Origin of the sequence: Acinetobacter sp. Ac_5812 (assembly GCF_013072695.1) — a bacterium.
Taxonomy (GTDB): Bacteria; Pseudomonadota; Gammaproteobacteria; order Pseudomonadales; family Moraxellaceae; genus Acinetobacter.
In genome coordinates this window covers 24,192-45,726 of record NZ_LXUK01000007.1, presented here as the reverse complement: position 1 = coordinate 45,726, position 21,535 = coordinate 24,192, and the positions used below count along the sequence as shown (strand labels likewise).

Below are 21,535 nucleotides of genomic sequence, written 5' to 3'. Positions count from 1 at the left end.
ATGAATAAACCAACCAATACTTTAATGGCTACGGGCATTATTGCCTTGCTTGTCGTGTTATGTGCTGTGGCATGGTACAAGACAGGTCAAAAGACTCAGTCTTCTTCAGCACATGGGGAAGCAACAGAAGTAAAAGTTGCAGTAGCAGGTGACGAGAAAGGACCTCATGGTGGACGTTTATATCGTGATGGCGATTTCTCAGCGGAAGTGAAAATCTTTGAGCAGGGCGTAGAACCACATCTCCGTGTTTATGGGTATTTCAAAGATAAACCGCTTAAACCTGAAGCATTAACGGCAAATGTCTACATCAAACGTTTGGATGCAGAGCAAAATATTCAATTTAAACCAGAGAGTGATTACTTGATCGGTAATGAAATTGTCTATGAACCACATTCATTTTTAATGATTGTCAACGTTGATTATCAAGGTAAAAAACATACGTGGAAATGGGACACCAAAGAAGGTCGTGTCACCATGTTGGACAGTAGTATCAAGAGCAGTGGTTTAGAGCTCCTAAAAGTTGAATCCATGATGTTTGAAAATGCTTTAGAGTTAAAGGGAGAATTGAAGTTCCCTGATAATTTTGAAAGTTTTATCACACCGAAAGCAAGTGGAACACTCATCAAAACATATCGCACGATTGGCGATAAAGTAAGTCAAGGTGATTTATTAGCTACAGTACAAAGCCAAGACTTGATCCGCTTAAATGCTGAGCGTTCTATTGCAGTAGATAATTTGCAATTTGCACGTAAAAAGATGGAGCAAGAGCGAACGTTATTTCAAAAACGAGTATCGCCTGAAATTGACTACATTAATGCAAAGCGTGAATTTGATAATGCTCAGATTCGTGCCAATGAACTGAACAATTTAATCAGCTCTTATGGTGGTTCAGGCAACGGTACAATTGAAGTTCGGGCTGCGATGTCTGGCACAGTCTTACAAGTGCTAGGGGCAGTTGGATCAAATGTCACACCAGCTTCGCCAATATTTAAAATTGCCAATACATCTCAGTTACTTGCAGTAGTCAATGTTCCTGCGGATAAGCTGAATACAATTAACCCGAATGCTAAGGTGACTGTAAAACCTCAAATTCAATCAGGCACAGAAGAAGCATTGGGGACGATCAAATACATCAGTGATATCATTGATCCAAAAACACGTACTGCTCAAGTCTTTGTTGAAATTGCCAACCAATTTAAATGGCGTTCAGGTCAATTGATCACCGCACATATTTTTGAAAATCAAAGCTTGAAGCCTATGGTGGTTCGTGAAGATGCTTTACAAAACTTCCGTGATTGGGATGTGGTGTTCATTCGTGTAGGCAATGATTTTGAAGCACGTCCATTAGAGTTGGGTGAAAAATATAACGGGTTTGTTGAAGTTAAGTCAGGCTTAAAAGCAGGTCAGGTTTATGCGGCAGGCAATTCTTATTTATTAAAAGCAGAGCTAGGTAAATCTGGCGCTACTCATGATCATTAAGGGGTAGTACTATGTTTGACCAAATTGTTAAGCTTTCGATTAAGAATCGTTGGCTTGTACTGATCGTCTTCCTATTCGTAGCTGCATTGGGTGTTTATAACTATTTTAAACTACCTATTGATGCTGTTCCTGATATCACAAATGTACAAGTCCAAATCAACAGTGAAGCACAAGGCTTGTCTCCTATGGAGATGGAGTCACAAGTCACTTACCCGATTGAAACAGCTTTGGCAGGTATCCCTAATCTTGAATATACACGTTCTGTGTCGAGATACGGTTTATCTCAGGTCACGGCGATATTCAAGGAGGGGACGGACATCTATTTTGCCCGTCAAATTGTCAATGAAAAATTGCAAGGCGTGACACCAACACTACCAAGCGGCATATCGACTTCAATGGGACCTGTTTCTACAGGGCTTGGCGAGATCTTCATGTATACAGTTGAGAATGCCAAGAATAGTCTAAACCCACTTTCACCCACTGAATTAAGAACCTTGCAAGATTGGGTCATTAAACCTCAGCTTCGAAATGTAGAGGGTGTGAATGAAATCAATACTATTGGTGGCTATCTAAAACAATTTGTTGTTCAACCTGATTATGCTTATTTGCGTAGTATAGGGCTGGATCAGAAAGCTATTTTAGAGGCGATCTCTAAGAACAGCATGAACAAAGGTTCAGGGTACATTGAGAAAAATGGTGAGCAGTATTTAATCCGTTCTGATTCTCAAATTAACTCGATTGAACAAATCCAAAATATTCCGATCACGACGAGCAATGGTTATATCCTCAGATTGAAAGACGTTGCAAAAATATCGATTGGTCATGAATTACGGACAGGTGCTGCGACCAAAGATGGGCAAGAAATTGTACTGGGTACAGCGTTCATGCTTATTGGCGAAAACTCTCGAAATGTTGCTCATGCTGTAGATCAAAAGCTACAACAGGTTCAAAAGTCGCTACCTGAAGGTGTTGAAGCGAAAGCAGTCTACAACCGAACAACTTTAGTTGATGCAACGATTCAGACAGTGAAGAAGAATTTACTTGAAGGTGCAATTCTGGTCATTGTGGTACTTTTTCTTTTTCTTGGACATTTCCGAGCAGCCTTGATTACGGCGATGGTGATTCCATTATCCATGTTGATGACAATTACAGGCATGGTTAACCAAAAGATCAGTGCCAATTTAATGAGTTTAGGTGCACTCGATTTCGGAATTATTGTTGATGGTGCGGTGGTTATTGTCGAGGCATCTCTCGCTAAATTAGCCATGAAGCAAAAAGAGTTAGGACGTATTCTGACTCAAAAAGAACGTTTTACGACTGTGTTTGAAGCAACAAAGGAATCTCGAAAAGCGATTCTTTATGGTCAATTGATCATTATTTTGGTTTATCTGCCTGTGATGACTTTGACTGGTGTTGAAGGCAAGATGTTTACACCAATGGCTGCAACGGTAGTTATGGCTTTAGTTGGTGCAATGATTCTGTCAATTACGTTTGTCCCTGCAATGGTGGCATTAGTTACTACAGGTGAAATTAAAGAAGAAGAGTCAAAGATTGTTCATTTTATTAAGAAATTGTATAGCCCAATTTTAGATTGGTCTTTAAATCACAGATATTTACTGATCGCCTTTGTCTCAATATTCTTTATATTCAGTGCAAGTCTTTCAACTCGTTTAGGTTCAGAATTTATACCTTCTTTAGATGAGGGGGATGTGGCATTACATGCTTTGCGTATCCCAGGTACTTCATTAACTCAAGCCGTTGAAATGCAATACACGCTTGAAAAAGAAATTGTGAAAATTTCTGAAGTTCAGACCATGTTTGCCAAAGTTGGAACAGCAGAAATCGCCACTGACCCAGTTCCACCCAATGTGGCTGATAACTTTGTCATGTTGAAGCCACGTAGCGAGTGGCCAAATCCAAAGAAACCAAAAGCGGAAGTCGTTGCAGATATTGAACGAGTAGCTAAAGGTGTTTATGGAAATAATTACGAGTTCACTCAGCCGATTCAAATGCGCTTTAACGAACTTATTTCAGGTGTCCGTACCGATGTTGCTGTGAAAATATATGGTGATGATCTAGGTCAACTACTTGAATCAGCAAACGCTGCCGCTAAAATTTTAGAGGGAGTGAATGGTACTGCTGACTTGAAAGTTGAACAGATGACGGGTTTACCCATGGTATCTGTCGAGCTGAAAAAAGACATGATTGCCAACTATGGGCTTGATGCTGAGGATGTACAGCAACAGGTTTCTAGCCTCATCACTGGTGAGACAGCAGGTAAGGTATTTGAAGGTGATCGAAAGTTCGATATTGTTGTTCGAATGGATCAAAACTCTGTCACAGACTTAGAAAAACTCTATCAAGTTCCTGTGAATCTGCCTGATGGTTCAAGTGTACTTTTATCAGAATTGATCGAGTTAAAAAATGTTCAAGGACCAAACCAAATTTCTCGTGAGAATGGTAAGCGTCGTATCGTCATCACAGCAAATGTCCGTGGTACAGATATTGGTAGTTACATTGCAGAAGCACAATCTAAGCTGAATGCAGATTTTAAATTACCAGAAGGCTACTGGCTGACTTGGGGGGGTACATTTGAACAAATGGAGTCTGCATCGAATCGACTCATGGTTGTTGTTCCAATTGCTTTAATTCTGATCTTTGCCATGATCTACATGGCTTTAGGTAATGTTAGAAACAGTGTCTTGGTATTCACAGGCGTACCATTTGCATTAACAGGTGGTGTGATCGCTTTAGCTTTACGGGATATTCCATTCTCAATTTCTGCTGCCGTCGGCTTTATCGCATTGTCAGGTGTGGCTGTGCTGAATGGCTTAGTTCTTGTTTCTGCCATTCAAAGGCTTCGAGTGCAAGGGGAAAGTGTCATTGATGCGGTGAGACATGGTGCAATGGAACGACTTCGCCCTGTGTTGATTACAGCCTTAGTGGCTTCTCTAGGCTTTATCCCAATGGCTTTAAACGTAGGTATTGGTTCTGAAGTTCAACGTCCAATTGCAACTGTCGTTATTGGTGGGATTATTTCATCAACCTTACTGACTTTGATTATTTTGCCGACCTTATATGTGTGGTTTAACCAAGGTTGGTCAAGAAAATCAAACGATGCTACTGAACAGGTTGTTTAGGGGCATCTTTAATGACAAATATATTGCGAGATAAACAAAGCAAATTTGTGATGATGTGGCTAGTCTGCATGATCAGTCTCGCTTTATGTTTGCACTTTAATGAGCATGTAACTGAAAATGAATTTCAGAGACACGTTTCAATTGACGCAATTCATTCTCATCATCATGAGGTCAGCCAACAACATTCACATGGTCATCAGGATAACTACTATGAACATTTTGTTGGTTATGACGTACTTAAATCGATTGCTTTAGCTCATCTATTAAAGGGGATATCGATTCTAGATTGGTGTAAAGAATATGTTTTTTTGATGATAAGCCGTATTTTTAAACCGCCCAAAAAGTGAATGGATTTTCAATTCATTTTAAATTTTGGAGTTTGATATACATGCAAATTATTGATTCACACATTGTGAAATTAAGTGCTTACATAAAGCGATTACTTACTTTATTCATTACATTGGCAAGTCCTACACTTTTTGCTCATGGTGTAGCAGAAGGTGATAAGGGCTACATTCAAGAAATTTATGGCGTTCATGTGATTCCATTCATCTATTTGGGTGCTAAGCATATGGTCACTGGATATGACCATTTATTATTTCTTGTTGGCATTATCTTCTTTTTATATCGAATGAAAGATATCGGCTTGTACGTCAGCCTATTTGCACTTGGGCATTCGATTACCATGCTCGTGGGTGTTTATTACAATATCTCGATAAATGCTTACATCATTGATGCAATCATTGGTTTTTCAATTGTTTATAAGGCTCTTGATAACTTGGGGGCTTATCAGCGTTGGTTTGGTTTTCAACCAAACACGAAAGTAGCGACTTTAATTTTTGGTCTGATTCATGGTTTTGGACTCGCAGTAAAAATTCAGGAGTATGAAGTTCCGAGTGATGGACTGTTGGCAAATTTAATCTCATTCAATATTGGGGTTGAATTAGGTCAGTTTATGGCTCTGTGCATCATCATGTTATTGATGACGTTTTGGAGAAAGACATCGTATTTCTTTAAAACAGCCTATCAAAGCAATGTCTTCCTCATGTTCCTCGGTTTTTTACTTGTTGGCTATCAACTTACTGGCTTCATTACTCAATAAGGATCTAAATTATGTATAACGCTGAAATTCCAAAAGATATCGAATTACCTTCATCAAGAAAGTTAATTAAATCAACAGCGATAGCTGCCGTTAGTGCTGTGGTCGTGTTGGTTACCTGTGTCATGCCTGCGGAGTATGCGATTGATCCGACGGGTATAGGTAAAGTGCTTGGCTTAACGAAAATGGGTGAAATCAAACAATCACTCGCTCAAGAATCAGTGAATGGTCTCAATGCTCAACAGGTAGTGAATAGTGCTGAAGAAATGTCAGTAGAAACTCCGACTCAAACGGCAATTGATACTGTTCAGATGACCATGCCTGCGATTAATAAAGAGAGCATTAGTATTGAGTTAAAACCTGGGCAGGCAACAGAGGTAAAACTAACAATGCCACAAAGTGCAAGTGTCAACTTTGATTGGAAAGCTGTAGGAGGTGGTCTTAACTATGATACTCATGGTGATCCCGTAAATGCCCCTAAAGGGTTCTATCATGGCTATGGAAAAGGCAAGAATGAGACAACTCAACAAGGTGTCTTAAAAGCAGCTTTTGATGGTAAACATGGTTGGTTCTGGCGTAACCGTACAGAAAATCCAGTGACTGTAACTCTACTTGTAGAAGGACAGTTTAGTGAAATGAAGAAAGTCTTTTAAGCTTTAATCAATCTCCTTGGAATAGTCTTCCAAGGAGATTTAATCGTTATAGATGTCAGATTCTAAAAAGGAATCCATAAAATGCTAGAAGTACTAAAAAATACCACATATCGGCATTTGTTCTTGGCCCAAGTGATTGCACTCATTGGAACAGGGTTAATCACGATCGCCCTAGCTTTACAGGCATACGATATTGCCAAGGGAGAAGCTGCTCAAGTTCTTGGTATTGCTTTGGCAATTAAGATGATTGCTTATATCGGTGTAGCACCTATAGCATCAGCATTTGCAGAGCGCTTACCAAGAAAACAGGTATTGGTTGGATTAGATATTATCCGAGCATTAACAGCTTTGTGCCTACCATTTGTGACACAAATCTGGCAAATCTATATTCTCATTTTTATTCTGCAATCTGCATCTGCTGCATTTACGCCAACATTTCAGGCAATGATTCCAGATGTTCTGCCTGAAGAAAAAGACTATACCAATGCTTTGTCATTGTCTCGACTAGCCTATGATTTAGAAAACATTATCAGCCCAATGTTGGCAGGTTTCTTACTCACTGTCATGAGCTACCATAATCTGTTTTTAGGAACAGTATTAGGTTTTATCGGTTCTGCTTTGTTTGTGGTAAGTGCAAAATTACCAGTCGCCAAAGTGCCTGAGTTTAGAGGTGTTTATAGCCGTATAAAGCAGGGAGCTAAAATTTATTTTAATACGCCGAGACTTAAGGCGTTGCTTGCTTTAAATTTAGCTATTGCTTCGGCGAGTGCTGTTGTGATTGTAAATACTGTTGTATTGGTTCAATCGACATTTAAACTTACCGAAAATGCAACGACATGGGCATTTGGTCTTTTTGGACTTGGGTCAATGTTATCTGCTTTTGTTTTACCAAAGATATTGGATAAATTTCCTGATAGATCAGTCATGTTGACGGGAACAACAATTCTTGTCATTGGACTATTCAGTGGTTCTTTGATTGCATCTTATAATGGTTTGTTAGCACTTTGGTTTGTCCTTGGTATTGGATATTCAGTTTCACAAACACCTACAGGTCGCTTGATTCGTAAGTCTGCATCAAGTGAGAATAGAACATCATTGTTTGCCGCCCAATTTGCTTTCTCTCATGCTTGTTGGCTGATCACTTATCCATTGGTTGGATGGTTGAGTACGAATATAGGCACATTACAGACTTTTATTCCGATGGCTGTTATTGCGATTATTGCTCTCATTCTTGCATTATGCTTATGGACAACTAAAGATGAAGATTTTCTAGCACATAGCCATGATGATTTACCCGCAGACCACGAACATGTGATTCAGCATCAAATTAATGGTGTACATGTGCATGAGTATGTGATTGATGACCATCATCAAAAATGGCCTAAATAATTCTTTTCGACTAATGGCTTAGAAGTAAATCGTTTGTTTGTTGTACAATTTCAAACTTGTTTTATCGTTCAATAAAAAGGGAAACAATATGAAAAAACTAATCTTGGTATGTTTAATGGGGCTTGCGGTAACAAATGCTTTTGCTCATTCAGGTGGTACTGATTCTTCAGGATGCCACACGAATAGTAAAACAGGGGATCGTCACTGCCACTAATGGTATAAAAAAAGGAAGCTAAGCTTCCTTTTTTATTAAAAATTATAAGTTTACGCACCAATGTACAAAATCAAACCACAGAATGCCGAAGCTAAAATGACATACATGACTTTGACTTCAAAATGGAACAAGGCGATGAATGCTGCAATCGCAATAACCATTGCTTCATAGTTGAATGGATGATCGAATCCATTTGGCCATAAAACGTGGTAACTGAAGAAAAGTGCAAGATTTAAAATTACACCAACAACAGCGGCAGTGATTGCCGTCAAAGGTGCAGTAAATTTTAATTCATTGTGGGTTGATTCAATCACTGGAGCACCAGCTAGAATAAAAATGAAAGAAAACAGGAAAGTAAACCAAGTCACAATCACAGCACCCAACGCACCTGCCAAGAACAGATGATCATTGCCTAACAGAGCATGATTAAAGCCACCTAAGAATCCTACAAACGCAACAACCATGATCAGAGGACCTGGGGTGCTTTCTCCAAGGGCTAAACCATCGATCATTTGTGTTGGACTCAACCAACCATAAAAATTAACAGCACCTTGATAAACATAAGGTAATACTGCATAAGCACCACCAAATGTGAGCAAAGCAGCTTTTGTAAAGAACCAAGCCATTTGAGTATAAGCATGATCCCAACCAAGCGTTAAAACCAAACTGAAAATTGGGGCAAGCCATAGGATTGCTCCAATCAAAAGTATCTTAGCTAAATGTTTCCAACTAAATATGGCATGTTCTGGGGTAGGTGTATCATCATCAATTAATGCGGGACCATAATCTTTTTTACCTTGCTGATGTGAACCTCCGCCTGTAAAAACGCTTGGATATTTTTTACTTGCTAAATATCCAATGATCGCAGCCGTTAGAACGATTAAGGGGAATGGCAAGTTAAAGAAAAATATAGAGATGAATGCAAGCGCAGCGATTGCCCATAAAAACTTATTTTTCAACGATCGGCTACCAATCCGATATGTCGCATGAAAAACGATAGCAACAACAGCTGGTTTAATCCCATAAAAAAGACCTGCAATAATAGGAACATCACCAAATTTTACATAGACCCATGACAGACCAATCAGGATAAATAGAGAGGGTAATACAAAAAGGATTCCTGCAACTAATCCACCAACGGTTCTATGCATCAACCAACCGATATAGGTTGCTAATTGTTGTGCTTCAGGCCCAGGCAGTAACATGCAGTAGTTGAGAGCATGTAAAAAACGCTTTTCAGAAATCCAACGTTTTTGTTCAACGAGTTCTTGGTGCATAACAGCGATTTGCCCCGCTGGTCCACCAAAACTAATAAACCCCAATTTAAGCCAAAATAAGAAAGCTTGCCAAAAATGAACTGGCTGTGCTGGTTCTTCATGTACAGCGGCTTGTTCTTGTTCCATGATTATTCTCTTTATAGGTTGGCATATAAGCCATCGAAAATGTGATTTGATAAGGCAAATAGGTGGTCATCGTCACTTATCTGGCTTCTAATTCCTTGAATAACCTTTTCAATACCGATTGCTTCGGGAGGCTCAATTCCACCGACATCTAAGTAATGAACAATTTCAGCAATTTTCTTTAATGCAGGTGTTTCTAAATTAAAACTATGTAAAAGAACTTCGAAGGTCACCCAATGATTGACATGACTGAAAGTTGCACCATCAAAATCGAATCCTAATGCTGCTTCTGGGCAGTCACTTGGCATTTCTAACCAAATGAATGTTGGTGAGGTATCAATAAATGTCTTTATTAGCCATGCAGAGGCTAGACGATCAATCCAAGGTCTTTTACGTGTTGCCCAAATTCTGTTTTGATAACTAGCTTTATCTAGAAGTTGAATATGAGCTTGTATCGCTTGAGGCTCATTCACTTCACCAAGACGTGCAATTGAAAGTTCTAATGAAGATAGCTCATTTAAAACCTGTGCTTGAGTCTCATCGGGGTAGAAGTCAATTTCTACAAGCGCATCGATACTTTTTCTCAGTTTACGAACTTGCTTGAGTAGCTCTTTCTTTTCATCTTTAGTCTGTCGATCTCTTAACTCAGAAAGTTGTTTATAGAGAGTGTCGTATTCTTCTTTTCGATTGAAGAAAGGAGCAAGTTCAAGATTTAAGGGTTGCTCAGCATGAAACACATAAGCAGTTCCTTGTTCTGAAATAACATCATTAGCAATAGGGTCAAACTTTTCACTATGCGAAATAGGGAGTAAGTAGACCCCATCTCTTAGAATTGCTGCGCCACTTGCTTTGAGAGATCGCCAGACTCTCATACGAGTGGTTGTGTTCTGCGTAGGCAATGAGGATATGAGTAAGGATATTTTCATGTAATATACTCAACTTATTTGTTTAATATATTACATATAAAAAATTAAAGGGCAAATACAAAGAAGTGATTTCTTATATCAGAAGAAATATTAAAGTGCGGAAATGACTAAAGAGCAGTTGTTTTTTAAGTTTATGATTTTATATAAATTATTTGGTTATATATTGTTTCAGCACACTTCAATATTTGTGAGTTTAGTACTACTTATCAAAAAAATTGTTTAAATTGCAGGGTGTGCAAAAGTTGACTGAGAATTAGGTTCTTTGTAAATCTCAGTCAAAATTTTAACTCTTAGAAGGTGCTTATCGATTTAAGATGACATCAGCTAATTGATGGGCAATTTCCTCAATACTATTTACAGAAGTATTTAAGGCGACTTTATCAGCTAAATTCGGACTATAATCTAAAACATCATTTTTAGTAATTCTGTGCCAAATCGGTAGAATCATTTTGTGACCATTCATTTCACGGGCTACTAAGCCATCAAGTTCATAGTTGGTCCAGTCTTTTTTTATAAAGTCAGTTGAAAGAACAACGGTACCGTATTTAGAGTTTCGGAGACCACTATCAATTTTACGACGCAAACTATCCCCAACTTTTAACGTGAATTCGTCGTACCAAACTTTTACTCCAAGTTGCTGTAATGTCTCTGCAAGTGGTCTGACAAAATCTTCTTTATCTTCTGAAGCGTGTGAAATAAACAAATCATATTCTGGTTCAATCTCAGGTATTGTATTGTTGTAAGATGGTATTGAAACATCAGTAATGTATTGGGTAGAAGCCTTAATAGCATCAATTTCACGTTTCAGTTTCTTTTGATGTTCAATTTCGTCTTTCTGATGTTTTTTAGTCAGAGCCTCTAATTTTTTTCTTTCCAGTATTTCTTCTTTTATAAGGTTCTGTTTTTCTTTCAGTAGCTTATTGTCAATATCAGTTTTCTTCTTTTGCAAGTCTGAAAGTTTTGATTGTATTCGAGCGTTTTCTTGTTCTTTCCGACTAATTTCTGTTAACTTTGTTTTTAATGTAGAAGGGCTAGTTGTCTTCCCGATAGAATTTTGAATTTGTAAAATTTTAGAAATTATATCAGCTCCCTTTTTCTGTTCTAAGCTCATTCGATGGGTAATATCTGCTAACTCCTTATTTAATCTTGTTATGGTACTGCTTATAGTTTGTATTGACATGTTGGCTCAATGATAAATATTAAAGAATAAGATTATTATTTGGTTGGGTTAAATACAAGGTCTATGTATTACGTCATTGTGTAAGCGTAGAGCAATACTCTGCCCAATCAGCCATTAAACCTTTACGCTTTCCTAGATAATTTCCACGTAGATAAGAAGCTTCAACTTTATCTGGCAATTTATGTGCTAACACATGTTCACATACTGCACGATCGTAATTAGTTTTATCTGCCGACCAGTCACGGAATGTGGAACGAAAACCATGCGTAGTAATCACCCGATTTTGTTTAGGATCAATATAGCCTAAGCCATTTTCTTTAAGCTTTTGTTCATGCATTCGTTTGATCAATGTGGTTAATGACATATCAGAAAGCATTTCTCCAGAACGTGGAGCTGGAAAAATGAAATCTTGTGGTTGGCTATATTCTTGAATTGATTCAAGCAACGTAATGGCTTCTTCAGACAAAGGTACACGATGCTCTTTATCGGCTTTCATCCGTTCTTTAGGAATAATCCAGACCTTATTCTTAAAATCAATTTCCTGCCATTTCGCCCCAAAAATCTCACCAGAACGACAGGCGGTTAAAATTGCAAATCCCAAAGCTTTAGGTGAAATTCCTTTTTTCTGTCTTAGATGATGGATGAACTCAGCAACTTGTTCATAAGGCAGGGATGGGTGAGGGCGTGATTCCTGCTTTAAGTTACCCAAGATTGGTTCAAGATTACCTTTCCATTCAGCAGGGTTGTCACCCTCAAAATATCCCATAGCCTTGGCATAATCAAAAATGGTTTCTATACGACCACGGATACGTTTGGCTGTTTCGTTTTTCTCAACCCAAATAGGTCTTAAAACTTCAGCAATTTCGGCTTTAGTAATGTTACCAATAGTAAGATTGCCCAAAGTTGGGTAAATATAAGTTTCTAGTGTCGATGACCATTGTCCAATATGTTTTTCATTTTTGAGTTCACGGGTTTTATTGCCAATAACAACTTTTGCACATTCCATGAATGTTTTGTTCCGTAGTTGCTGAACATGAAGCTTTGCAAGCTGTTCCTGTTGATGGACAATTGGATCAATACCACTTCGTATTTGTAATTTTAATTCAGTGGCTTTGGCACGAGCTTCAGCTAAAGAAACTTCAGGGTATGGACCAATACCAATATCACGGCGATGAGGTTTTAATTTTCCATTTTTATCCAGACGTTTTCCCACAACGGCACGTAAAATCCAGACACGGGAATCTCCCTCGATATTTAAACAAAGACCATCAACACCGCCTACGTGGTATCGACCAGTCTCTTTAATTCTTGCTACACTGAGTGCAGAAAGCTCTTTGGATTTCTTTGGCATGCCTTTGATTTACCCCTCAACCTACCCCTCATAAAATACTGGAAATGGTAGGATTAGACAAGATGGATTAGGATGATATAATTATTAAGTATTTGAATAATATATTTTTATAGCATTTATTTGGATTGCTTAGGACTATTGTTAGACGGACACCGCTTCCGCCAAATACGAAAAAGCCCTTATGAAAATAAGGGCTTTTTTATTTCTCTGTGTTTTAGATTAATAACTTGGTTGCAATTGCCCACATCATCAGTCCAACAACAACATCAAGAATTCTCCATGAACTGGCCTTTTTAAACCAAGGCAATAAGATTCTTGCGCCATAGCCTAATGCGAAAAAGAAGATCCATGAGGAGAGTATGGTTCCAGCTGCAAACAAGTACAGATGATCTGCAAACTGAACTGAAATCGAACCAACCAGAATCACGGTGTCTAGATAGACATGTGGATTTAGCCAGGTGAAGGCCAAGCACATACCAATAATTTTAAGCAGTGAGTCCTTTTCAATTTCACTAGGATTCAGTGCCGAACTATTGTTGATGGCTGAGTAGAAATTTCGAAGCCCATATAAAAATAAAAAAGCAGCACCAAAGTACTTGGCAATGGTAACGATCAAAGGGAAGTCGATTACGATTTTTGAAAAGCCCATGACCCCTAAATAAATCAAGATAGAATCCGAAAGCGCACAGATCAGGCAGACCCAAAAAACATGCTGCTGTTTTAAGCCTTGTTTTAGAACAAAAGCATTTTGCGCGCCAATCGCTAAAATTAAAGAAAAGCCAATACCAAGCCCATAGAAAAATGCAGTCATATTTTGGTTCCTCAATCATATAGGGTGGTCTGTGCTGGCTTTGGATGGAAAACAACGTGCATATGCTTAGGCAAAGGCAGTTCGTCTAACGCTTAGATCAAGTGTTAGATGCTTTTTTTTCCATTAAAAATTTACTGTTTGCTATTATCTTTTTTTATTTATAAAAGTCAGTAAAATTAAGATTATTTTGGTTTTGCTAAATTTTTTTTAGGATTTGTATTGGACACAAAATAAGGTGAAGTATCTTTTGCTGTAGCTGAAAAGGGGTATTTTGAATAGACTGTGATGAGGCATTGAGAATAAATGCCAATGGGTTGTACGATAGATTTTAGCTGCAGCTTTATTGATCTGAGAGTGATATGACTGAATAAGTGTTTAGAGGTCGGTTGATACAACAAAGCTGTTTAAATATTGTTGTCCGAATTACCCCCCTTATTTTTCAATTATTGCCCTTATTTTCAGAATTGTTTTAGATCAAAATTAAAAACAATCGACACAGGAAGTGTTCGAAGGAATATCCAAGCACATATTTAAAAATAATGAAGTGAGTCAAGCATGGACCTCAATCATCATATTCAAGGTGTAAACAATCCGATGCTCAGTAAAACAAGGAAAGTGATTGCGCTGGGTTTTGCGACACAAGGCCTTGGCTATGCGACCGTGATGACTGCACTCCCCACAATAAAAGGTCGATTCAGACTTTCAGATGATCAATTATCACTGATTATTCTGGGAGTATGTATTGCAGCGGCACTCGGTTCAATTTTAGCTGATCGTATCGCAGTCAAGCTTGGCTCACGACTTGCCGTAGTGACGGGTTTTATTTTTGAAGCGATAGGAATAGCACTTGCTGCATTTAGTCCAAATGTGATCCTCATGATTGCGAGTTTTTTGCTTTATGGACTTGGATTAGGCTGTTTGGATGCAGCACTGAATATGCAAGCGGTTATGATGGAGCAACGGCTTGGTAAAAGTGTATTTGGTGTTTTTTTTGCATGTTATACCGCGGCTGCATTTTTAGGAGCATTGATTATGTCAGCCACGGTTTCAACTGCACTTGGAGCAACGACAGCATTATGCATTGCAGTGGTGATTGCCTTCATCACCTCGCAACTCTCTAGGCAATGGTTATTTCAGCAAAAACAATGCTCAGAAATACTTTCGCAAGAGAAACCAGCGATTCCATATCAACAGCTTCTTATTTTTGGGCTGATTATTTTGATTGTGTTTACTGTCGATTCTGCAATCAGTACATGGAGTTCAATTTATCTCAAAGATGTTTTGGCAAGCTCTGCAACGATTGCACCTTTAGGGTATGCCGCTTATCAAATTGGAATTCTACTCACACGCTTAAGTCTTGATTATTTGCTGCAATTTAAAACAGCGACATGGATTGCTTTGGTCACGCTCCTGATAGGCGCATTCGGATGTGTATTATCTGGAATCAGCCATTCATTAGTTACAGTTATTTTAGGTTTTGCATTGGCTGGTGTTGCTGTAGGTGCTTTGGTTCCGCTTACATATTCTGCTGTAGGTCGTTTGGATGAAAGCCGACGCGATGAAATTATTGCTCGTGTTAACATTTTTAATTATGGCGGCGCAGTAGCCGGTGCGGTCATCGTTGGGTTGTTGGCAACACCTTTTGGTTATGCGCCGTCTTTTATTGGTTTGGCATTTGCCTTACTCAGTATTATCTATTTAAGAAAAAGACTGGTTTGATCTACCTCAATCAGGACAAAGCTATTTTGTGCCGGTCATGATCAGGATGAACTTACCAAAACCAGTGATGCCAAGATAAATCAGAATCGCACCAGACTTTAGGCAGATCAACATTTTCTAATTATGATCATCTTTTTTTATTTTTAAAATTTAATAAGATTAATGTTATTTTTATTTACCTAAATTTTTTTAAGATTTTTATGCTAGACAATAAACAATGTGAAGCCTTCTTTGCAGTGGCTGAAAATGGAAGCTTCGAACAAGCAGGTGCCAAGCTCTGTATTACTGCATCAGCGGTGACATTGAGGGTCCAAGCACTTGAAAAAGAATTAGGGCAACTACTGTTGATTCGTGGTCGTCCTTGTGTCTTAACACAAGCAGGTCAGCAGATCTTCGAACACATACAGCACATCCGACGTTTAGAACAAAACTTACTTCATGGTTTGACTGGGGGAGGAGAATCACATTTTTTTAAGACTGTGATTGGGTCGAATGAAGACTCTTTAGCGACATGGTTGCTTCCTGCATTAAAGGATGTATTACTCAAAGAAAAGATTGTGATTGAGCTGAGAACAGATGACCAGTCTCATACCTATTCATTATTAGAAAAGGGGACGGTGAGTGCCTGTATTTCAATTGAAGATCAACCCATGCGTGGTTGCCGTGCGCAATATTTAGGTTTGATGCGTTATCAAATGATGGCGACAGAACAATTTAGACGAAAATGGTTTGCAGAAGGCGTTCATCGAGAAACTTTACGTGCTGCACCAGCGATTATTTTTAATGAAAAAGACCGTATGCATTTTGATCTTCTGGAAAAAAACTATGGATTGATGAAAGGGACTTATCCTTGTCATTTAATTCCATCTTCAGAGTCTTTTGTGACCGCCATTAAGTTGGGGTTAGGCTATGGCATGGTGCCCGAGCTGCAACTGAATATTGAAAATAAAGCAGAAGTATTGGTTGGGTTATTGCCTGATATTAGCGTTGATATTCCACTGTATTGGCATCATTGGGATCAACAATCAAAGCCATTACAGCTTTTGACTGAGCATATTGTAAATCATGCTCGATTAATTTTGGCCTGAGATGAGAGAATAACAATAAAAAATATTATATCGTGTATAGAGCAAGATTTTAAATGCATGAGCTAACATTACTTCTAAAACGTTTAATTGGTGAAATGAAACCTAATAAATGTTTAGAAGTAATGTCAAAACTAAAACAAGCCTAAATATTATATTGGACGACAAGGCTTAGAAAATTCTAGAGCTTCCAATATATTGTTTAGAGACATTGTTTAAGGCGGTTAATATACGGCTATCATCTTTCGTGTTTAATGCTTCATTCAGCTCATGCATATAAGCTACAATTTGTGCTTTTACTTTGTCTGCGAAAACTGGCGTGACAGCTTGATCTTCATAGAGTAGGACATAGTTTTTTGCAAAACCATAAATAAGAAACAAAGCGTTGTGTTCAAGCGGGTGCTCAGCAGCCACAATGGCTTGTTCACATTGATGTTTTAATTGTTGGTAGGCATCCGTTCCATTTGGAAGAGTTTGAAACGTTTCAAATATAGATTGGAAATTCATTTGAATTACTCGCTCAAAAAGAAAATCTACAGATGATTGAACTAAAAATCAAGGAAAATTTATTATTTTTGATGATGAATTGTTTGTGAAATGATTTAGATTATTTTGCTTTAAAGAATTAAATACTTTGTTAGAGGTTTTAGTTTTATCTCTGTACAAAACTTGAATATAACGGTGATCTCACAGATTTATTTAATGTTTTTACATTTCCGATACTAGTCATATACATGCGGTACAAATCAAAAAAGTCCTTAATATGGGAAAATGGTAACAATTGTTTGATTTTGATCGTTTTAGGTGATGATTGTGAAGAATATTTTATTACCCGCGATTTTAGTATTGGGTTTGGTTGGTTGTACTTCGATCACGACGATGTCTCCTGCTCAATTTAACCAACTCAGTACAACACAGATTCCATTTTCAGGAAGTTGGACTGGTGAAGCGGGTGCTGCATCAGTTGCGTTAATTCTGAACCGTCAAGGCAGTGGGATGCTGTGTATGGATGACCGTAAGGAAGTCATGTCTTATCAGGTAAAGTTGGTTGATAACACCCTATACAGTGATAAAGGGGTCAAGTTTAAAGTCAAAGCGTTGAATAACAGCAAGGCCAACATTCACATGAGTCTATTGGGATTAGGGGTTAATCTTGATCTGAATAAAGATGATTCGTTAAAGAATGCCACTGTGGGGTGTAAGCAAGCCCTAAATTAATTTTGTATTGTGACTCTAAACCTTGCCTGTGATTGCAGGCAGTTAAAATTTTCCGCAGATTAAAGAGACCGTTATGTTTTCTCCTTATATTCATGCGTTTGCATTATTTTTCTCATTGCTCAATCCCTTCCTTATGAGTGTTTACATGGTCGGGATGATCCGTAATACCGATGCAAAGGTATTTAGTAAAGCCTTGATACAGGGCAGTTTGATCGCCTTCGGGGTATTTATTCTATTTGCCTGGGGTGGTGAGAATATTTTTAGCCGCTATTTGAATGTTCGTTTCGAATCTTTTCAAATTTTTGGTGGTTTAATTTTCTTGGTCATTGGTTACCGTTATGTATTTCAGGGGGCGGAAACAATTGGAGAAATGCGGGGTGCGCCTGAGCATCTGGCTGGTACCATCGCGATGCCATTTATGATCGGTCCAGGCACAATTAGTGCAGCGGTGGTCACAGGGGTGAGTGTACCTTTTACGGGTGCAATGGCTGTTATTGCAATTACCTTGATTTTAACCTGTAGTATTTTGATCCTGATGAAGTTTGGTCATGATCATTTACGCTATAAACATGCAAAATATATTGATCGCTATTTTGATATTGTCGGACGTTTATCTGCTTTGCTGATCGGTACGATCGCAATTGATATGATTGTAAACGGTATCATTGGGCTAATTCGTTCAGCTAATCTGGGTTGAATTGTATAAAGCCCTGATTTCTACATCTCAAGTATTTTTTTCAAACATTCGCTTTGTTTTGAGGACGCATTGAATCAAAAATACTTGGGATGTCATTATTTTGAATTAAACAATAACAAGATCATAAAAAGAATTGATGATGTTTTATCGTTTTGCACATATGTTTATACCCATGAATAAACGATAATAATCATGTTGTATTCTCTATGAGCTCTTCCCATGTATCAATTAGATCAAGCAAACCAAGCACCTGATGACCAGTCAGAGCTGACAATGACCGTTTTGATGACACCTGATATGGCTAACTTTTCAGGTAATGTTCATGGTGGAACGATTTTAAAGCTACTTGATCAAGTGGCTTATGCTTGTGCAAGCCGATACTCAGGCAGCTATGTTGTGACTTTATCTGTTGATCGCGTTAATTTCAAAGAACCCATTTATGTGGGTGAGCTAGTGACCTTTTTGGCCAGCGTGAATCACGTTGGGCGTACTTCGATGGAAATAGGTATTCGTGTTGAAGCGCAAAATATTCAGAAGCGTACCATCCGCCATACCAATACCTGTTATTTCACCATGGTTGCAGTGGATGAGCAGCGTAAGCCGAAAGAAGTACCACAATTAAATCTAGATACTGAATGGAAGCGTTGTCGCTTTGAAGCCGCAGAGCAGCGTAAGGCAACACGTTTACAAGAAGTCCATCAGCCTTCATGCAGTATGTTTAAGAAAACCACTCAATGCTAATTTTTTAATGCAGGGCGTATTCAAAAATAAAAGATCGAACCGCAGCATGGTTCGATCTTTTTACATTTGTAATGAAGTAAATTTTAAATCATTACAAATGTTGGTCCAAAGGTCTGGAGGAACCTTAAGATCTGATTAGTTTGTTGGCGCAGGTGTAGATGCAGGTGCTTCAGTTGTTGTTGCATCAGTTGCAGCTTGACCTTGAGTTTCAGGTTGCTCTTGAGTTGAAACAACAACCTTTTCTTCAGTTTGTTGTTCTACTGGTGCTGCAAATGTAGAAGCTGCTGCAAGAGTAAGTGTAGTTGCAAGAACAGTTTTGATAAATTTCATATTAGGCATCCTTATTTCATTTAAAATAACAACCTCAATAGGAGGATTGGTTAATTCCAATCTCTCAATTTCGGCATGAGGTCCATGCTATGTGCCAAATGTATTTGCGGCAATGTTCTTAACAATCTATTACGCCTATCTTAACAATATGAAATATTGAATCGTCTTATGTAGTTTCTATGTAAAACATCATGAAGAAATTAAGGATTAAAATGTATGGAAATATGTTTTTGTGATTAAAAAATAATCTAGTATTTTACGTGTTTTAAACACTAGCTTTGCTTTTATAAAAAATGCTTAATTGAATAAACCATTTATATCTTATTTTTAAATAAGATTTTTAGATTTAATGTGTGATTAAAATCTCATATTTTTTGTTTAATAGGTTTTGAGTCTAATTATACTAAAAAGCATTCTTTATTTTATTTCATGGGTATTTCTCTTTAGAATGAAATAAATTCCGAATAAGAGTGTGTCGTGAAACTTCTTGCCCCCAAAACTGTTGCTACGCATATTATTTCTGGCTTTTTAGGTGCAGGTAAGACCACATTATTACAGCACTTACTGACTCAGAAGCCTGAAAATGAAGTATGGGCCGTTTTGATGAATGAGTTTGGGCAGATTGGGGTTGACCAACAACTGCTTACTCAACAGCAAGGTTATGCGGTGAAAGAGCTGTTAGGTGGTTGTTTGTGCTGTAGCAGTCAATTACCGATGCAGATTGCACTTTCTCGCTTGCTGAGTGAAAGCAAACCTGATCGACTATTTATTGAACCAACGGGTTTAGGGCATCCAGCACAATTATTGGAGCAATTGACTGAACCGCATTGGCAGAGTAGTTTGGCTATGCGAGCTTTGGTGATTGTTGTCGATGGAAGTCGTCTACATGATCAGGATTGGGTCAAACAGAATTTATATACCGATCAATTAAAAGCGGCTCAAATTGTGGTGTTGTCGCATATCGACTGTATGACAGCAGCAGATCATCAAGCCTATGCGGCTTTAAAACAAGAATATGAAACCTATGTCCAGTATTGGATTGAAGCCGAAAATGGGCAGGTGGATATGCAACAATTGGATATTCAGCAGCAACCTGTACAACGTAAGATCCAACCCTTATTAAGATTGCAGCAAACACAAGCTGTTGAACAGACGCCAGAAATAAAGCAACTCCCTTATCATTATGTTGAAACGGCTCAGGGCTATACGGTCGCAGGTTGGAAATTGCCGAAACGCTGGCAATTTAATTTTCATGATTTATTAGATGTATTGTGTGCGCAACAAGACTGGGTACGAATTAAAGGAATTTTTAATACCGATCTCGGTTGGAAAAGTTTTAATTTTAATCCGCAGCAGTTTAACTATAAGTCGGCCGAGGAGAGCATCGATAATCGAATTGAGGTGATTTGTCAGTCATCACGTGACTGGTTGGCTTTTGAAACACAATTATTGCAGTGCCGTATCGATCCGATTGATGATCAACCATAATCAAATCGCATATGCTTCTCGGTAAAATAGAGTATGCTTAGCGCCAAATTTGAGAACACAGTATTTAAGAGTTTAGTTTATGGCGTTAAAAGCAACGATATATAAGGCAGACCTCAATATTGCCAATATGGATGAGCATATCTATGCAGATTATCAGCTCACACTTGCTCAGCATCCTTCTGAAACCATTGGGCGTTTAATGGTTCGTATTTTGGCTTATGCACGGTTTGCCGATGAACGTTTAGAGTTCACCAAAGACTTATTTGAAACTGATGAGCCAGCACTATGGCAAAAAGATCTGACAGGGCTGTTAGAGAAATGGATTGAAGTCGGTTGTCCATCTGAAGATAAAGTTAAAAAAGCCAGTGCGCGTTGTAAACAGGTTGCAGTGGTGACCTATGGCGCTCAATCGGATGATTGGTGGCAGAAAAATACCAAGATTAAAACCTTAAGTAATGTGCAAGTATGGCAATTGGCCCCACAAACCACACAAGCACTTGAAGCGTTATGCGAACGCACCATGCAATTGCAGTTGAATATTATGGATGGTGAGTGGACTTTGTTAAGTGACAAAGGACAGGTCGACATTCAGTGGCAACAATTGCAATAATTTTA

21 protein-coding genes are annotated in these 21,535 nt (G+C 38.3%); 14 read left to right on the top strand and 7 right to left on the bottom strand.

Features of this window, described 5'->3' with window-relative positions; all coding sequences use genetic code 11:
• From A7P55_RS05700 to A7P55_RS22855, 7 genes are all read left to right on the top strand, one after another.
• Entirely contained in the window at positions 1–1,479 is a 1,479-nt protein-coding gene (locus A7P55_RS05700; RefSeq protein ID WP_005058244.1) for an efflux RND transporter periplasmic adaptor subunit, read from the top strand.
• A gap of 11 nt (positions 1,480–1,490) precedes the next feature.
• Complete coding sequence (locus A7P55_RS05695; RefSeq protein WP_005058246.1) at positions 1,491–4,619, top strand: CusA/CzcA family heavy metal efflux RND transporter; 3,129 nt, start codon at positions 1,491–1,493, stop codon at positions 4,617–4,619.
• An 11-nt stretch (positions 4,620–4,630) separates the two neighbouring features.
• Complete coding sequence (locus A7P55_RS05690; RefSeq protein ID WP_005058248.1) at positions 4,631–4,966, top strand: hypothetical protein; 336 nt, start codon at positions 4,631–4,633, stop codon at positions 4,964–4,966.
• Positions 4,967–5,007: 41 nt separating this feature from the next.
• Entirely contained in the window at positions 5,008–5,721 is a 714-nt protein-coding gene (locus A7P55_RS05685; protein WP_005058251.1) for a HupE/UreJ family protein, read from the top strand.
• Positions 5,722–5,732: 11 nt separating this feature from the next.
• Positions 5,733–6,371: a hypothetical protein gene (locus A7P55_RS05680; RefSeq protein ID WP_005058253.1), complete on the top strand. Its 639-nt coding sequence runs from the start codon at positions 5,733–5,735 to the stop codon at positions 6,369–6,371.
• 81 nt (positions 6,372–6,452) lie between these two features.
• Entirely contained in the window at positions 6,453–7,760 is a 1,308-nt protein-coding gene (locus A7P55_RS05675; protein WP_005058254.1) for an MFS transporter, read from the top strand.
• An 88-nt stretch (positions 7,761–7,848) separates the two neighbouring features.
• Positions 7,849–7,974, top strand: coding sequence for a YHYH domain-containing protein (locus A7P55_RS22855; RefSeq protein WP_000733641.1), 126 nt, complete (start codon positions 7,849–7,851; stop codon positions 7,972–7,974).
• Between the two features lie 50 nt (positions 7,975–8,024).
• On the opposite strand, the gene chrA is transcribed toward A7P55_RS22855, so the two are convergent.
• From chrA to A7P55_RS05645, 5 genes are all read right to left on the bottom strand, one after another.
• The gene (gene chrA / locus A7P55_RS05665; RefSeq protein WP_005058256.1) at positions 8,025–9,377 is read right to left on the bottom strand and encodes a chromate efflux transporter; all 1,353 of its coding nucleotides are present in this window, start codon (positions 9,375–9,377) and stop codon (positions 8,025–8,027) included.
• A gap of 11 nt (positions 9,378–9,388) precedes the next feature.
• Complete coding sequence (locus A7P55_RS05660; protein ID WP_005150545.1) at positions 9,389–10,300, bottom strand: chromate resistance protein ChrB domain-containing protein; 912 nt, start codon at positions 10,298–10,300, stop codon at positions 9,389–9,391.
• Between the two features lie 301 nt (positions 10,301–10,601).
• The gene (locus A7P55_RS05655; protein WP_005058259.1) at positions 10,602–11,480 is read right to left on the bottom strand and encodes a toll/interleukin-1 receptor domain-containing protein; all 879 of its coding nucleotides are present in this window, start codon (positions 11,478–11,480) and stop codon (positions 10,602–10,604) included.
• A gap of 73 nt (positions 11,481–11,553) precedes the next feature.
• Positions 11,554–12,831, bottom strand: a complete 1,278-nt coding sequence (locus A7P55_RS05650; protein ID WP_005058260.1) for a site-specific integrase — start codon at positions 12,829–12,831, stop codon at positions 11,554–11,556.
• Between the two features lie 214 nt (positions 12,832–13,045).
• A complete protein-coding gene (locus tag A7P55_RS05645) occupies positions 13,046–13,642 on the bottom strand; it encodes a LysE/ArgO family amino acid transporter (protein WP_171551418.1) in 597 nt (198 codons plus the stop codon).
• 555 nt (positions 13,643–14,197) lie between these two features.
• Between A7P55_RS05645 and A7P55_RS05640 the strand changes: the two genes are divergently transcribed.
• Positions 14,198–15,361 carry an MFS transporter gene (locus tag A7P55_RS05640; protein ID WP_171551417.1) on the top strand — a complete coding sequence of 388 codons (1,164 nt, stop codon included), beginning with the start codon at positions 14,198–14,200 and terminating at the stop codon, positions 15,359–15,361.
• A 200-nt stretch (positions 15,362–15,561) separates the two neighbouring features.
• Complete coding sequence (locus A7P55_RS05635; RefSeq protein WP_171551416.1) at positions 15,562–16,449, top strand: ArgP/LysG family DNA-binding transcriptional regulator; 888 nt, start codon at positions 15,562–15,564, stop codon at positions 16,447–16,449.
• Positions 16,450–16,617: 168 nt separating this feature from the next.
• Here the strand turns inward: A7P55_RS05635 and A7P55_RS05630 are convergent, their stop codons facing one another.
• Entirely contained in the window at positions 16,618–16,953 is a 336-nt protein-coding gene (locus A7P55_RS05630) for a hypothetical protein (RefSeq protein WP_171551415.1), read from the bottom strand.
• Positions 16,954–17,253: 300 nt separating this feature from the next.
• Between A7P55_RS05630 and A7P55_RS05625 the strand changes: the two genes are divergently transcribed.
• The 3 genes from A7P55_RS05625 (at position 17,254) to A7P55_RS05615 (ending at position 19,102) form a co-directional block, all read left to right on the top strand.
• Positions 17,254–17,664: a J517_1871 family lipoprotein gene (locus A7P55_RS05625; RefSeq protein ID WP_171551414.1), complete on the top strand. Its 411-nt coding sequence runs from the start codon at positions 17,254–17,256 to the stop codon at positions 17,662–17,664.
• Positions 17,665–17,737: 73 nt separating this feature from the next.
• On the top strand, positions 17,738–18,361 hold the full coding sequence (locus A7P55_RS05620; RefSeq protein ID WP_171551413.1) for a MarC family protein: 624 nt from the start codon (positions 17,738–17,740) through the stop codon (positions 18,359–18,361).
• A 219-nt stretch (positions 18,362–18,580) separates the two neighbouring features.
• Complete coding sequence (locus A7P55_RS05615; protein ID WP_004801507.1) at positions 18,581–19,102, top strand: acyl-CoA thioesterase; 522 nt, start codon at positions 18,581–18,583, stop codon at positions 19,100–19,102.
• A 135-nt stretch (positions 19,103–19,237) separates the two neighbouring features.
• On the opposite strand, the gene A7P55_RS05610 is transcribed toward A7P55_RS05615, so the two are convergent.
• Positions 19,238–19,432, bottom strand: coding sequence for a hypothetical protein (locus A7P55_RS05610; protein WP_171551412.1), 195 nt, complete (start codon positions 19,430–19,432; stop codon positions 19,238–19,240).
• A 477-nt stretch (positions 19,433–19,909) separates the two neighbouring features.
• Between A7P55_RS05610 and A7P55_RS05605 the strand changes: the two genes are divergently transcribed.
• Both A7P55_RS05605 and A7P55_RS05600 read left to right on the top strand, forming a co-directional pair.
• Complete coding sequence (locus A7P55_RS05605; protein ID WP_171551411.1) at positions 19,910–20,920, top strand: GTP-binding protein; 1,011 nt, start codon at positions 19,910–19,912, stop codon at positions 20,918–20,920.
• A 79-nt stretch (positions 20,921–20,999) separates the two neighbouring features.
• Positions 21,000–21,530, top strand: coding sequence for a YaeQ family protein (locus tag A7P55_RS05600; RefSeq protein WP_171551410.1), 531 nt, complete (start codon positions 21,000–21,002; stop codon positions 21,528–21,530).
• Positions 21,531–21,535: the final 5 nt, after the last annotated feature.